Annotated in this window: 14 protein-coding genes; 3 read left to right on the plus strand and 11 right to left on the minus strand. The window is 41.7% G+C overall.

Going from position 1 to position 15,207, the window contains the following annotated elements; genetic code table 11:
* Positions 1-3 precede the first annotated feature (3 nt).
* The gene (locus tag LDN30_RS15860; protein ID WP_223927195.1) at positions 4-1,149 is read left to right on the plus strand and encodes an ISAs1 family transposase; all 1,146 of its coding nucleotides are present in this window, start codon (positions 4-6) and stop codon (positions 1,147-1,149) included.
* Between the two features lie 187 nt (positions 1,150-1,336).
* On the opposite strand, the gene LDN30_RS15865 is transcribed toward LDN30_RS15860, so the two are convergent.
* Positions 1,337-1,852, minus strand: a complete 516-nt coding sequence (locus LDN30_RS15865; protein ID WP_223930235.1) for a hypothetical protein — start codon at positions 1,850-1,852, stop codon at positions 1,337-1,339.
* A 205-nt stretch (positions 1,853-2,057) separates the two neighbouring features.
* Between LDN30_RS15865 and LDN30_RS15870 the strand changes: the two genes are divergently transcribed.
* Together LDN30_RS15870 and LDN30_RS15875 are read left to right on the plus strand one after the other, a co-directional pair.
* On the plus strand, positions 2,058-2,342 hold the full coding sequence (locus LDN30_RS15870; RefSeq protein WP_223925384.1) for a hypothetical protein: 285 nt from the start codon (positions 2,058-2,060) through the stop codon (positions 2,340-2,342).
* Between the two features lie 29 nt (positions 2,343-2,371).
* Positions 2,372-3,574, plus strand: coding sequence for a hypothetical protein (locus LDN30_RS15875; protein ID WP_223927116.1), 1,203 nt, complete (start codon positions 2,372-2,374; stop codon positions 3,572-3,574).
* A gap of 12 nt (positions 3,575-3,586) precedes the next feature.
* Here the strand turns inward: LDN30_RS15875 and LDN30_RS15880 are convergent, their stop codons facing one another.
* The 10 genes from LDN30_RS15880 to LDN30_RS15925 form a co-directional block, all read right to left on the minus strand.
* A complete protein-coding gene (locus tag LDN30_RS15880) occupies positions 3,587-4,372 on the minus strand; it encodes a DUF805 domain-containing protein (protein ID WP_223930236.1) in 786 nt (261 codons plus the stop codon).
* A gap of 14 nt (positions 4,373-4,386) precedes the next feature.
* Positions 4,387-5,715, minus strand: a complete 1,329-nt coding sequence (locus LDN30_RS15885; RefSeq protein ID WP_223927197.1) for a DUF805 domain-containing protein — start codon at positions 5,713-5,715, stop codon at positions 4,387-4,389.
* A 2-nt stretch (positions 5,716-5,717) separates the two neighbouring features.
* Positions 5,718-5,951, minus strand: a complete 234-nt coding sequence (locus tag LDN30_RS15890) for a zinc ribbon domain-containing protein (protein ID WP_223927198.1) — start codon at positions 5,949-5,951, stop codon at positions 5,718-5,720.
* 76 nt (positions 5,952-6,027) lie between these two features.
* Positions 6,028-7,932, minus strand: coding sequence for an IS1634 family transposase (locus tag LDN30_RS15895; protein ID WP_223925324.1), 1,905 nt, complete (start codon positions 7,930-7,932; stop codon positions 6,028-6,030).
* Positions 7,933-8,065: 133 nt separating this feature from the next.
* Positions 8,066-8,815, minus strand: coding sequence for a zinc ribbon domain-containing protein (locus tag LDN30_RS15900; protein ID WP_223927199.1), 750 nt, complete (start codon positions 8,813-8,815; stop codon positions 8,066-8,068).
* Between the two features lie 11 nt (positions 8,816-8,826).
* Positions 8,827-10,023 (minus strand): hypothetical protein, encoded by a 1,197-nt coding sequence (locus LDN30_RS15905; RefSeq protein WP_223927200.1) that lies wholly within the window; start codon positions 10,021-10,023, stop codon positions 8,827-8,829.
* A gap of 42 nt (positions 10,024-10,065) precedes the next feature.
* Positions 10,066-10,503: an SH3 domain-containing protein gene (locus LDN30_RS15910; RefSeq protein ID WP_223927201.1), complete on the minus strand. Its 438-nt coding sequence runs from the start codon at positions 10,501-10,503 to the stop codon at positions 10,066-10,068.
* A gap of 61 nt (positions 10,504-10,564) precedes the next feature.
* The gene (locus tag LDN30_RS15915) at positions 10,565-11,251 is read right to left on the minus strand and encodes a uracil-DNA glycosylase family protein (protein ID WP_223930237.1); all 687 of its coding nucleotides are present in this window, start codon (positions 11,249-11,251) and stop codon (positions 10,565-10,567) included.
* A 588-nt stretch (positions 11,252-11,839) separates the two neighbouring features.
* Positions 11,840-12,349 carry a hypothetical protein gene (locus LDN30_RS15920; RefSeq protein ID WP_223930238.1) on the minus strand — a complete coding sequence of 170 codons (510 nt, stop codon included), beginning with the start codon at positions 12,347-12,349 and terminating at the stop codon, positions 11,840-11,842.
* Positions 12,350-12,860: 511 nt separating this feature from the next.
* Positions 12,861-14,696: an AraC family transcriptional regulator gene (locus LDN30_RS15925; RefSeq protein WP_223927204.1), complete on the minus strand. Its 1,836-nt coding sequence runs from the start codon at positions 14,694-14,696 to the stop codon at positions 12,861-12,863.
* Positions 14,697-15,207: the final 511 nt, after the last annotated feature.

Genomic DNA, 15,207 nt, shown 5'->3' on the forward strand with positions numbered 1-15,207 from the left:
GATTTGTTAAATTTTATCAACTCAGTACCAGATTATCGGAGGATGAACAAAGGCAACTGTAAGCACAAGTTGTCCGACATGCTTCTACTGGTTATTTTGGCCAGGGTATGCGGCTGCGAGACCCGCAAAGACATTGTGACCTTTGGAACGGTCCATTTGAGCTACTTGCAAGACCGCCTTGGCATTCTTGCTAAGGGATGTCCGTCAGAACCCACACTTTGCAGGATGGAAGATGGGATTGACGACGTTACTTTGGCTTCTTTGGTTTCGGCATTGTCACGAAAATACATGTCGGAGCATGATGGAACAAACAGACGGCATATCGCAATTGACGGCAAGTTCATGCGGGGTACGGAAATTGGCGACGGACGCTCTCCTGATGTTGTGACTGCTTTCAGCGTGACCGACCGGTTGCCGCTTGACACTGAAATGTGTGAGGTGAAAAGCAATGAGATAAAGGCTGTGCCCAAAATCATAGAGCGGGCTGACTACATGAATGGATGCGTTATAACTGCGGATGCCATGTCGTGCCAAAGTTCTATCATCAAAGGCATCGTCGGGAAGGGAGCTGACTATCTTATTGCGCTGAAAGCCAACCAGAAAGCAGCAAGATGGTCGGTAGAGGACGCTGTGCCTACGCTGCATCCTAACGACGAATGGAAGACGGAGTGGGAACTTGCCCACGGGAGGCTGTACCAACGCCGATGCCGTGTATATTCAGACATATCCGGTATCAAGGCGCTTGAAAAATTCCTCAATGTCAAGGCTGTGATTGCCATAGACACGCATACGATTGAAAAGAAAAGCGGAACGGAACAAAAACAGACGAGGTACTATATAACCAGTTTGGAAGAAAGGGCACAGACTTTGGATCGAATCAGCCGCATGCACTGGGGAATCGAGAACAATCTCCATTGGACGCTGGATGCAAGAATGCGCCAGGACCGCACAAAGAGAAAAGAAACAAAGTCGGCCAGAAACTTGGACTCGATCCAGAAGCTTGTTTATATCATCTACACCATAGCCTCCAAAAAGCACCTGCCAGAGACCATCAGAAAGAGGAAAGAACTCTTTAAAGTCAAGTTCTCAGCCATTGCATCTTACGCCAAGAACAGCTTGGCCTATGCTATTTCTCTTCTCAGTCTGTAGAGGTCGTTAATTTTGAGGGATATATAATAAGCCCTAAGCTACATCCAGCTTGGGTAGGGGATACTTTATCCATTGGTCATCAGACCTTTACTACAAATAGCATTTCTGCGGTAAAGCGGAGACTGAGCAACAATCATGCCATGTCAGTCTAAATTTAAATGAAAGAACCGTACGAATGAACCATTAACTATTTCAAATGTAGTAAGCTCCAATGATCTTTATACCTATATTCGGCGTCGCATGTGGCTGTATTTTGATTCGTGATTGACGGATGATTAACTTTCAGAGTGTTCCCTATAAATTTTGCTTCTGCACATCCATCAACAACACAAGAAATATTATTGTTTCTAGTATTGATACGGTAAACGACGATATTTATTATGTAGCCTATTCCACAATTACTCTGCTCTCCTATAAAATATAGGTTCCCATTGATAAGTTTCTTGTCAACTATATCATCAATAACGGCATCGGTCTTATATTTTTTTAGAATTTCATCCTCGTCTTTAGCCAAAATAATAGACTTATTATCAGTTTCATCTCGCACAAGTGAATATGACCTTCCACCAATATTAGAAATTGGTATTTCTTCTGAACTATAAGATTGAGTAGATAAATCTTCGCTTGCTGACGGATCAGGCTGTTGAGTGTTCCCTGATTCATTATTACTAGTGGCTTCCGTATTCGATTCATTCTCTTCCACGGATTGGTCATTAATATAAGTATTTGATGATAGGCTGTCAAAAATTTAGTCAGTTTTTATACTCATAATTGCTTTTGATTTACAAGGATTTATTCTTAACTTATATAAACATATTTCATAGTATATATTAACTTTAATAATTTGCATAAGTCATTGAATATTAGTACCTTTACATAGAAAATATAACAATGTAAAGTAAAATATTATGACAAAAGAAAGTGCAAAAATAAAGAGACTGGAAGCATTACTCGCTAAGAAGAACGAGAAGGAAAAGGCAGCATCGGCTAAGATTAAAAAATTAGAAGCTTCAATTATGGCTAAAGACAAGAGTAGTAAAAAATGGAAAGACAAGTACAAGGAGTTGAAGAAGGAGAGCAAGGCCAAGGATACAGAGCTCAAAAAAAAACGTCGTTTGAGTCTGAACACGACGGAGGAATTGTTCGACTTGCTTTCACGCCAGTTAAAGGACACTCATTCTGGGCGGAAGTGATAGCTTTGGCCGTGTGCATGTACATCCGCATGGGATGCGGATTTCGTTCAATCGTCAACGGATTGGAGTTATTCAATGACTTTCTCGGCGGTGCCCTCGGTGTAATACCATCACACCAGACAATTGAGAATTGGCTGCTCAAGGCTGGTATCGTAGAGTATCTTGACTCATGTAATAAGTTCAGAGGGAAGGAATACTCTATCATTATAGACGAGAGTATCACCGTCGGAAGTCAGAAGTTGCTGGTTATTCTCGCAGCTCCAGCACAGCACGAGGGCAAGACATTGAAGCATGGGGATGTCGAGGTGCTGGCAATGGCTGTATCGTCATCATGGAAAGCCGGAGACGTAGAAAGGGAGATAATAAAACTGAAGGACAAAATCGGAAAGACTCCAAAATATATTGTCAGCGACAACGGGCATAATCTCAGGAAGGGAGCAGAGTTAGCTGATGTCCCGCGCCATCGAGACATCAGTCACACGATTGGTCTTATTCTTGAGGACGAATACAAGGAAAGAACTGATTTCAAGGAATTTATGGATATAATGAACAAGAAGAGATTGTCATATCAGCTTACCGCTAACGCATATCTGCTCCCGCCAAAGTTACGGACCATATCGAGGTTCATGAATATGTCAAAGTGGGTGGAATGGGCTTGGGCCATACTCCAAGTCTATGACGATCTTGGCGAAAGCCAGAAGGCTGCCTATACGTTTGTGCTTGACTATAAGGAGCTAGTTACAGAGCTCTACCATGTAATGGAAACAGTTGACGTTGTATTCACGAAAGTAAAGAAAGAAGGTCTTTCGCATACCTCTGCAAAGTACTGCAAGGATTACATCTGGATCAATCTGTTGCGGAAGGACGAAATAGCAGAAGGATGCAAAAGAGTCGGTCGTGCCATAAGGCGTTACATAAATGAAGAGTGCGCCCTTCTTAAATCAAAGGACGAATGCCACAACATCACGTCGGATATCATAGAATCAACTTTCGGCGTTTATAAAAGCATACAGCCGAAAAACAAACACTGTGGGATAACGCCCATAGTTCTGGCCTTGCCTCTGTACGGAAAAGTTACGGACAGCAAAAAGAGAAGAAAGATTGACTTCAAGGAGAAAATGGAATGCGTGAGAATGGCTGATATAAAGGATTGGAAAGAAATGACTCTGCTTGACAATTGGCAAGTAAGGAGAATGTTGGACCTCAAAAGTAAGAAACGAAAAACGGCTTAAATTTTTGACAGCCTAATTTGATGACTTAGAATCCTGACTATTCTTATCTAAAGCACCGACTACATTTTCTGTATCATTCTCTTTGCTTTTTTGCAACGTGTTATGAACCTTTACAAATCCACTAACATAAAATAATATAGTCAGAATAACAGCAATTATAACTATACATATATCCTTCTTGGTAACATTATTACTATGTTCTTCTATATAACCTTGAGAAGGGCCATATAAATTGTCTTTATCACTTTCTTTTGCCAAGAAATATGCCAATATAGCCACGCCAATGACTGGAATTAAAGACACAAACCAGAGTATTCCGTCTTTGCCTACGTCATGTAGACGCCTAGTACCAGCAGAAAGTAGAGGTATGCCTATAACGAGGTTATATACCATACAAATCATAGTGACTTTAAAAAGGAATCCTGAGGAATTATTAGCTTCAAATACCATAAAAATGAGAAGAAAAGCATAAAATATCACACTGGCAATAAGGGTTAGTAAGAAGAAATACCAAAATTCGGGTCTACTTGCTCTACCCTCGAATATAGGCCATTTATGAATACAAGTTTTTATTGCTTCAATAAATGACATAGAAGTAGTAGCTGTATCTATATCATTATCGCCATTAACTATACGTTCTTCGTCTGTTTGATCTTCATCATTATTTTGAGTATTTTCTTCTATGGAGGATGTCTTGGTAACATCTTTGTTTAGCCATTCTCCACAATAACGGCACTTAATTGCAGATGCCATGATTGTTTCTCCACAATAAGGGCATACTTTAGTTTTCTTATCCATATGACAATTATAATTTATCTAGCAGAATCAGAAGCTACTTCGTTGTTGTAATACTCATCACTTTGATCATTAGCTGAATTATTATCAGTTAGATGCAACTCAATACTCTTAGAATCATCATTTACCGTCCCACATGTGCCGCTAAGTTTTACTCCTGCACCATCTGCTGAATATGAAAGCATAAAAGAATAAGTAGTTCCATCAGCTTCACCCTGCAAAGAAATAATGCCACCTTCCATGCTACCATTAAGACTCATGGTAGTACCATAGTCTAAATTTTTGTAAGTGCCATATATAGTATTACTCCCACTCTTTTCAAGCTCCATCTTAATGGGATAGCCTTCTATATTACCCTCGTAGACTCCGGGCTTGAAATCAGTCTCTTCTGAATCTACATCTGAGTCGCCATCATTACTTTCCTCAGCAGACGTATTTTCATCTTCAGCATAAGCATCTCCTGAATTCTCTTTCAAACCATCTAAGATTTCTTCTATATTGGGATCATCTAAAGCCTTTAATTCGCTTTTTATAGAAATATAAGAGAGAAGATATAATAGCAAAATAATAGCACATGCAGCTATTGTAATGCCAATATCTTTATTCGTGGCACTAATTTTATATTTTAGTTCAGATATGTCGGAAGGTCGCTCTCCGTATTTATTTACAGTGTCACTTCTTTGCGCAAAGAAGTAAAGTAAGATGAAAGGTCCAACAAACGGTATTAAAGCTATTAGTAAGAACCAACCACTTTTACCTATATCATGTAAACGTCTTGTCGATACAGCCAAACTCGGAAGTTCCATTACTAGACCAAAAGATAGACATAATGCTACCCCGAAATACAATATGGCTTTCGATAACCATACGGCATCCTTTGTTAGTCCTATAACAAAACCAACTTCTAAGAGACCGATAATGATGGAGAATAAGATACCAACTATAATGCAGAAGAGAACAAAATACCAATACTCGGCTCTGCTAGCACGGCCTTCGTATATGTTCCATTTGTAAAAGCACATCTTTACAGAATTCCAGAAAGACATAGAAGAATCATCTCTCGGAACGTTACTGCTACTATTTGGAATTGTTGCATGGTTAGGCCGATTGCTAGGCATCGGAGACATAGGCAAGCCCTCAGAATGCGGAACTTCTTCACTTGCCTGCGAAGAAGATGCCTTATCTCCTTTATCTACTTTTCCATCATTGTATGAGCTCTTATCAATTGAATACTCATTGGGGTCTTCATCTCTATCTACAAGCCACTCTCCACAATAGCGGCATTTTATGGCGGATGCCATAATCTCTTCTCCACAATATGGACATATCTTTGTTCTCTTTTCCATACTTAAGTCATTTTTAATCTATTGAGAAGTAAAATTTCTACAAGTATCGTAATGGACAGCTGCTCTTTGCAATATGGACAAACTTCTGCATTCCTATCTATAGATTCTCCACAAACAGGACATGACATCATTCTGCTGTTGTCGCCATCAAGCCAAGAACCACAAGACCGACATTTCTTTGCACTCGCCATAATTGTCTCCCCACAGTAAGGGCAAGTCTTTATTTTTTCTACCATTGTCTTTTTAACCCAACTTTGACATCGTATTTTGCTTAGTTGTTCTGTATCAGCAATTTAGTGTTTTTAAAAAGTCCTACTGTGTTCTACAGATTTTTATTTTTTTAAATGGCACTTTACTGATTTTCAACAACTCGTAGATTTCAGCTGCACTATCTGTAGGCACACTGCACAGTCTGGTCTCGACAGCCTCTCCAAGCGCATTTACTGCTGTGGTAGTAACTGCTTTTTGAGTCTTCATGATCCGCATGATCTCCGACCAGTACGGTGTCGAACGCTCCCGCCCATGCTCATCCTTGCCTTGCTTTCGCCGGGCAACCTTCATCTGATGGCGCACGGTGTTTACTATCCAGTAAGCCAGCAGCCCTAAGAAAAGGTGTGCGTCTGCCCTATTGTCAGTCTGGTGGTATATGGGCCTGAGGCTGAGGTCGGTTTTGAGCTGCCGGTTGGAGCATTCTATTTCACGTATAAGATTATAGTAGTTCCAGGTCGTTTCCTCATCTAATTTCTTCACATTGGTTCTGAGGAAGTATGTTCCGTATTCCACCTTGTCCGGGATGTTGACCTCCCATGTCATAGAAGCGACTTTGTCGTGTCCGTCATCCTCAACTTTTATATTGTAATATCGGCTTATAGAGGGATATTTTCCTTGCAGGGCACCGATCCTGTTTTGTACCTTGCCGTAGTTTTTTATCCCGTGTTTTGATTGGGTACTCTTTCTGATTTTTTTCAACCCTTCCTCAAAACGCTCACGGAATTTGCGGTTCATGGATTCTTCCTTCAACGCTTTTGCAGGAGAGTCTATTTTGAGGTAACAGTCGTCATTCTTGGCCGTTGTTACGCGTTGAAGCGTTATCTCGCGCTTCAAGCAATCGCAAACTGTGACTTTGGGAGCATTCTCGGGGGTGGTGTATTCGGTAAGAGCTTTGCGGGATACACAAAGATAGTTGTATCCTTTGTCCCTTATAGTCTTGAGGTTATCTTCAGTTGAGATACCTGCGTCAATGACTACAAGCACTCCCTCGTTATCGGGACATTTGGCCGGATTCTCAGCAATAAGCTCGTCCACCATGTTGGGAAGTGACTTTGGATCGGCGGTATTGCCTTCCAGTACCGCACTGTAACGTATGAAGCCGTCAGTATTGATGCATAGCGCGAGGACAAGCAGCTTGCAGTCGCTGCGTTTCTCCTTTGAACGGCCAAAGGCAGCCTTCTTGCTGCCGGTCTTGCGTCCCTCAAAATAAAAGTTGGTGAGATCGAAGAGCATAATGCGGTTGGTCGGTTTGAAGAGGTCGTCGGTCTTGTGGCAAAGATACTTCTCAAGCTTATCCTTTATGGAATAAAGGTCATCGGCAACTCGATATATCCTCCTTGGAGTTATTTTGGCCATAGGAAGGTCAAGGAGTTCGCACACTGCAGAGTTCTCTTTTATAATGGATATTGACTTTAATTCGGACGGAGTATAGGCCGCCCTCGTAATAAGATGGGCCAAAGTGACCTTCACCTTGTCCTCAGACCATCCCAAAGAACGGAGAAATGTATCCAGACCAAGTTTACGAATCGTTTGCAGGCATAGCCATTCGCAGCCGACTTCCCTTGCGTCTGTATGCCTCATAGTGTCAACATCTATCCGTTTCCTGGCCTTGGACTTGCTTCTCTCGTAGGCGTTGCCCACAATATCAAGTTTTTCCTCCTCGACAAGTCTGGCCCAGTACGCATGCACTCTGTCACGAACCACTTCCGAGTAACCTTGCAGTTTCTCATCCCAAAGTTGGACATCCTTCTGGTGATTGTACAGATACGTCAGTCCACGCGCAACATCTCTTATCTGCTCTGGGGATAGGTCATGTATAAACCCGACATTGAGCAATATCAAAGTACATACCCTACCGCTGGCATCGCGATAGGACTCCTTCAGACGGTAATACTTCTCGTCTTTACACGTCTGTGGGTTGTAACGTATTTGGGACGTAAAATTCATGCCGCAAAGATAAGCAATCCCTACGACATTGCTGTGTTCTACATTGCGATTTTGAGCAGTTTGACCACGCAAACCCCTATAAACACTGGAAAAAATTCTGAAAAAAAACATTAGAGCGTCAAACTTGGGTTAATTAGCTGCCAATAGCAATATCTATAGAACTGTACAAACTCAATGTATATAAGCTTGACAAGATGAATAGTACACCCTCTAGGTCAGGAGATTTGAAGATTGAGTATGAAGCAATGATAAAAAAAGGGAAAAGTACGTTCGCAAATACAAACACACCTCCAAGTTTCTTGAGATCTCCGCTATATTTATTCATCATTAGAAGACCTATGGTTATAAATCCTACTACCATTAACGAAACTATAATTATAGAAATAAAAGACACATTAGGATATACGACGTCCATTATGGAAGACAATGCGTACAGCGATATTAAAAGCCACATTCCTCCATTAAATGGTTTGCCATAATTTACCAACGTCTGTTTTAATATAAACAACAATGCACAGAAACATATTCCGTCTATGATTGTTGCTAGTTGTTCTACACCTGTACTCATGTCTTCTGCTACTATTCTGATTTTCCCCAGCCATGTAGGAACTTCATCCATGTAACTTACAGCCAAAATAATAGAGGCAATAACACCTACAACGTAGATTAAATCCACTATATATTTACTGCAAGGCAGATAGTCTTGTAATGTATGTATGTTTCCTTCATTGGTTTTAATGTTGCCGCCACTAGAGGCATCAGCCTTTATGTTTACTGAAGGTTGGCTGTCGTCAACAAGCCATTCTCCACAATAACGACATTTCTTTGCAGATGCCATTATCTCTTCTCCACAATATGGACAAATTTTTGTTTCTTTCTGCATAATCATATATCTTAATCCTTACCCCATTTCGCTATTTCCTGAATTATTGGTTCGACGGCATTTTGCTCTTCCTTAGGATAGATAACAGACCAAATACAGGAACTCTTTACTTGACCTTCTGGATATTCCTTCATAGCCGTGTAAAAAATCCTTCCGTCATTCGTATAACCTGACCAAATAAGATTCTTCTTTGAATTATACGTAAAGGTCTTCATATAAACGCCTGGAGATATTGTTTTAGAATCATCAGGAAAATCATAAGCAGTCCACCCTACACGTGGAGAAGAAGAAAGTATGACACTGTCATACGAATACACATAATAGTTATTCCCATCCTCATCAGTTTCAAATGCGTCAGAATTATTCATGAATGCAGGTATCTTTAAGCCATCTTTATCTACCCATTCTGTTGATTCCATTTTCTGAGAAAATGATGATGTAGAAGAATCAATATTCGTTTTGTTTTTAGCAACAGAAATAGTATCAGTGTTTGTATAACTATCATTTTTTTCTCTGTTGTTATTTCGTTTCCCGTTTATCTTTATGTAGTACACTGCCCCGTCATCTGTATCATAAGACATATTGTTCCCATCTATTTTAATATTCTCATATGGTTTTTCATTAGAAGTTATATCTTTGTATAAATGGAAAAGATTCTTATAGGTCTCTTTTTTGCACGATTCAGCTATTTGCTTCCAGTCATCGTCTGTTCCAGCTGCATCCCCTAGTACACCAACAGTAAGTGCTTGATTAAACATGTCATATGCCTTCTCCAAACTTTTAGGAGTAATTTTTACATCTTTACGATCAATCTTAACATCTAAAGTTGACAAATTATAGTTCAAATATAAATTACCTCCAGTTATTTTATATCGCCCCGAGACCGTGCTCATATAATGGATTTTATATGTGTAGTTGTCTTCATCAAGTTCATTAGTTTTACAATTTCTACTTTCGATGAAGGAACCATTATCTTTTGAGCTTTCTTGATCATAGATGAAAGTAAGGACTTCTGTTGTTGAATCTTTTTCTCCATCATCGAAAGAAGAAATATATTGTGTCTGCCATGCGCCATCTAATTCTTTAGCAATTCTGCCGTCAGAACATCCAATCAAAGGCGTTATTGTAAGTATGGCAATGAATAACATTAGCACTGAAGAAATGTAATGTTTATACTTGTGCGAGGTGGTAAATAGAAGATTTGTCATAGATACTATTGAATTAATTTCGTTATTTAGTATGCTTTAGTTCTAGTGAACTATCTTTATCTTACTTTTATATACATAACCGTTATATCTAGGCACAAAGTACCAATTACTTTGTTTCCCGTTTACAAAGACAATAGATACTTCTATCTTTTCTCCGTTGTCAATTCGGTTCAGTATATCTGATTTTACAGTAGGTCGGGCTCTGACATTTGTCCAACCATCCGGATCACAAACTTCCGCATAGGTTTTGTCAGTATACGCTGTAGAATCTTTGTCGCTACTTTTAGTTGAACTTTTGCAAGCTGTTCCTTTTGAAGAGTTATTATATTTGTCTTCTAAAGTTTCTGCTTGCTCATTTTGTGATGTTGTGTTGGACTCTATTTTCGTGTCATCGTCATTGTCTAGTAATCCTATAGGGATTATAGCAACTACAACAGCACAAATCACGACTATAAATAGTTTATAGATATTATTATGCATAATGGCTTTTTATATCATGACAAAAAAGTAATATGTCCGGAACATGAATTATTATCTCACATTAATGGTTATACCATTTCGCAATGCAATCTATGACGTTATCAACGTAATCTCCACGACTTATAGTTCTTTGTTGTGGATGATACAAATCTAATAGAAGTTGAGATTTTCTTTTATATACTCTAGCTCCGTCGATAGGCTCTGAGTCCGACAATCCAAGATCTTTCTTGAAGTATTTGAATGTACCTCCAAAACAAATTATATTGGGCTTGTATAATTCTATTTGTTCAAAAAGAATTGATCGCCATATTTCATACTGAGGTGTCATGTCTGTTGGAGATGAGGAATATGCGGGCATTTTACTCATATTCAATATGGCAACACTTTTTAAATCTTTAACCATGGATGTGTTCTCACTCACCCAAGGCATATCTGTCCAGTGCTTTTCGTTTCTCACTCCATAGACAATGTAAGCTATGACCTGCCATGTAGGTATAGTCCAAACATTCTCATTGTCAAATTCGTCATAGAGGTTCCATTCTCCTCCTGCAGGTTTATCTTCGACATAATTATCGTATGCTTCTTTTAGTATCCACATAATTCTAGGAGAAGACTCACAATAAGCTTTTATATCACCAACACCATCAGGAATTGGTTCAATCTCTTCAGAAGACAATCCTTTGTTTTTTGCAAGAGTATAAATTTTATTCTCAATGTTTCTCTGTCCGTCAGTGATGTTCTTAAACAAAATATTAGGCATATGTAGTTGTGATGATTTGTGCCGATAAGTCCCCGGATTTGGCGTTAGTAATATTGTGTTTAGTTATTGGAAATAAAAAAGACGTGGGAACCTGTACTTGCTTATCCCGGTCTCAGGCTCTCGCATTGCCATTCCAGAGGATAAGCAACGTAGAGAGCCCACGCCAAGAGAATATTATACAATATACCTATTATAGGTATACAGACAATACACCTTACGTGGACGTTCCGTCGCCCCATCTTCTCTGGAAATGAATTTGCGAGATTCGAGACCAGAAGATAACGTTCGTAAACGTCCTTCTTGAGCCAAAGACGTTAGCGTATACATACGTCATTGCCCTGAAGGCTCAATTCCATCGATGTCTTGAGTTATAAATTCTTTCGAACTTCAAACTCAATCGCAAAGTAAAACATAATTTTTGAAACTTGCAAATGTTTGGATAAAAAAGTGAAAAGAAAATTAATTGTGTACGAAAACGGAGAATATGAGGACTTAAACAACAACACCGCCACATTATATATTATGTGGGGGTGTATGCATTATCTGGAACAACGTATGCGTAAAATCTCCACTAAATCAGTTATCGCCATCCTCTGTGGCTCTTTGTCTTGTTTCTTCCCAAGAAGTGAAGGTGTCAGGGTAACGGTTCTTTATATACTTGCCAAAGTCTATGATCTCCTGCTTGTGCTTGTAATACAGCTCATGCTGCTCTTTGACGTCGTTGAATTTCCATGACTTATATACCGTGATAACGAAAAGGAAGCCGAAGAGGATTGCGGAGGCTATACCCAGTAAGAACACTTTAAAATAATGTGCCTGTAAATTGTCTATTCGTTTGCGGTCATCATCGCAGAGTTCGGCATTTACTTTTGCCGGGATGACTTTTGCAATACTTTGAGGGAGTTTGAACATGAGAACTTTAGTCTCATCCTGCTTTGCGCAATTATTCGTAATCGCATCGAGCAGTTTTAATCTTCCTTTCTTATCACTGAGATCTTTGAGCTTGCCATCCGGTTCAAGGAGAATGTCTGCCAAAGCCTGAATCGTATCAGATGCCATAGTCGCACTTCCTCTAAGTGATTCCACGCACTCTCTTATTGCTTGGCATCATCATCACTTATTCCATTGCCATTGTTATTGCCCAGGTCAATTACTCCAGATGTGATGTCATTCAGATTGAGGTGAAGCATCGCCCGAGATATGATATTGAGGAAGAGTTGCTGGATTGACCTCAGCAGAGTCCGCCGGAAGCGCATCATGCGATTTAACGAAGCCGTCCACAGTTGAGAGCCACAATATACGTAGGACATAACATTCGTATACGCGGCACATTCCATCGTATACGCCGCACCATATTGTCACAATGCCACACGACGGGAAATTGCCACGCGGCGGATGCGTGCAACACATTGATATTTAATGCGCTGCACACATCAGATTCATTGATATTCTTGGAATGGGGGGCTACAATTCCTATTAGCCCTTGAGCAGGTTCACAACTTTAGCCGTTTAGCAGATTCACAACTTTAGCCATTGAGCAGGTTCACAACTTCTATCAGCCATTAAGCATTTTCACAACTTCTGCCCTTGAGAAGTTTCACGCTTCCTGCTGATCCTTGAGCAGTTTCATATATGTCGATGGTTTAAGGCCCGTGGTCTTGGTGAATACATTGATGAAATTGGCCTGCGACTTATAGCCCACACTCTGTGCTATGGCCTTGATGGTATAGTTGCCGTAGTTGACGCTGTCGTTCATTCGTTCCATAGCCTTCTGTATGCGGTAGCTGTTGAGGAAGGTTCGGAAATTCTCGCCGTAGACCTCGTTGATCACCTGCGAGACATACCGCGTGTTAGTATTGGCAATGGAGGCCAACGTATCGATACTGAAGTCGGGCTCGCAGAAGTCCTCCCGGTTCTCCATGATATCGGTTAGGACTGTCATGATATCCTTCTTCTGGTCCTCGGTGAGAATGGCTTTACCCTTCTCGTCGGTTAGCGTATCATCCTTCGCCGTGTCGGGATTATACGTATTTTCTCTGTCTTCGGCGGTTTTCTCCGTATTGACCCGCTTCTGCACGTCATCGTCAGCCCGTTTTACCTCTGTTGTCGCACTGTCGGTTGCCGACGGACGGATTTTCTCTGTCGTGGCGGAAACGGCTGCCGGTTCCACGACCACATTTTTCCCTGCTCTTTCATCTGCCTTTTCTGTTTTGCCGGCAGTATGCTGTCCGCGTACCGCCTTCTGTTTCAAGAAGATAGTACGCTGCGATTTCTCAAAGAGATATTTGTATGCGCTGTCGAGTTTCCTGTTCTGTCGGAAGATTATTACGAGGAGGACGAGGAAGAGCAAGGTGAAGAATACGAGGGTGATAATCCACTTCTGCTGCATGCTTATGCGCTTCATATTCGCCTCGTTCGTGCGACTCAGATTGTCGATTGTACTCACCTTCTTGTTCATCTCGTGGTAGAAATACGTGCTCTGGATTTCGTTGAGCGCATTGACTCCGAAGATGGAGTCGTTGAGTTGCAAGTATTCCGCCTTGAAATTGAGAGCCTTGGCCCTGTCGATGGACTGGTAGATATTCGACAGCGACTGCAAGGCGTTGATTTTCAGAGTGATGATTTTGTTTTCCTCGGCAATCTTCAGGTTTAGATTCTGGTAGTATATTGCCGAGTCGAGCTGTCCGTTGTCCTCGAAGGCATCGGCTAACGAGGCGTTTGCCGACACGAGGTTGATGAGTGTCAGATGCCGGCTCTTAGCCATAGCCACGGCCTTGCGGAACTCGTTGATGGCCGCCGTAAAATTCTTTTCATAGCCGTAAATCGTTCCTCCGACGAGCAGAACGTCCTGCGGGTAGCGCGGACGGCTGTCGGGATGGCTGCGGAGCTCGTTGTACCATGCGCGGTACTGGCTGATGGGTGTCGACGGCTGATAGGCAAAGACAAGATTGCTGAGGATATTGTTGGCCAGCGAGCGGTCGCCAATCTTCCTCGCCATCGTGAGCGTGGTCTTGTAGAGACGGCTGCTCTGGGCGTAGTCGTGGCACATCGAGTAGACGTTGGCGATGTCCTTATACAGATATGCCGTCTCCTTTGTCAGCCTCATCTGCTCACAGATGTCAAGACTTTTCATATAATATTCCATCGCCTTCGTGTAGGCAGCCCGGTTGTAGTAGACGAGTCCTGCATCGTGTAAGCTCTTGGCGTAGAGCTGCTTATCCTGCTGGGCACGGCCGATGAGCAACTCGAAGCGCAGCAGTGCCCCGTCCTCGTTGCCGTTGTCCATCATCCGTTCACCCTCAGCGAGAATGGCCTTATCGCTCATCGACGCTATCCGCCGCAGCTCGCCGTTCGATGTCTCGGCATAGCATCCGCACCCCACCGCCATAAGCAGCCACAGAACTACCGTACTTATATATCTTGCTGTTCTCATTACTTTCGTCATTTATTGTCACAATCCATGCACCGCCCGCAACCGCACAGCCAGTGCCAGCCGCCACGGCAAACGCAAGTCGCTGTCAGTCAACACAATAGACCAGACATCAGCAAGGCCAGACATCAGTCAACGTTGCAAGCCATACGCCGAGGCCACGAGCCAATAGCCGATACCCCGAGCCAATAGCCGTCAGCGTCGATTCTGTCCACCAGCACCGTAGGCCATCCGTCAGCGTCGCAGGCCTTTCCTCAGCAACATAGGCCATCCGCCAGCGTCGAATCTTTCCGTCAGCGTCGCGAGCCGTTCGTCAGTTTCGTAAGTCGTGTGTACACGAATTGTTACTTTACCGCATTATTTATCACTGCATCCGCACTATTTATTACCTTGGCGCGGATTCTCCTTATAATCTGCAAAGAAAACAATTTTCTGCTAACCCACAAAGATTGTCGCCGTTAGTCTGAAGGAAATTTCTATGGCTATGGTTCTTTCAAATTTTTTAGGCGATTAT

The organism is Prevotella lacticifex (assembly GCF_019973375.1).
Classification (GTDB): domain Bacteria; phylum Bacteroidota; class Bacteroidia; order Bacteroidales; family Bacteroidaceae; genus Prevotella; species Prevotella lacticifex.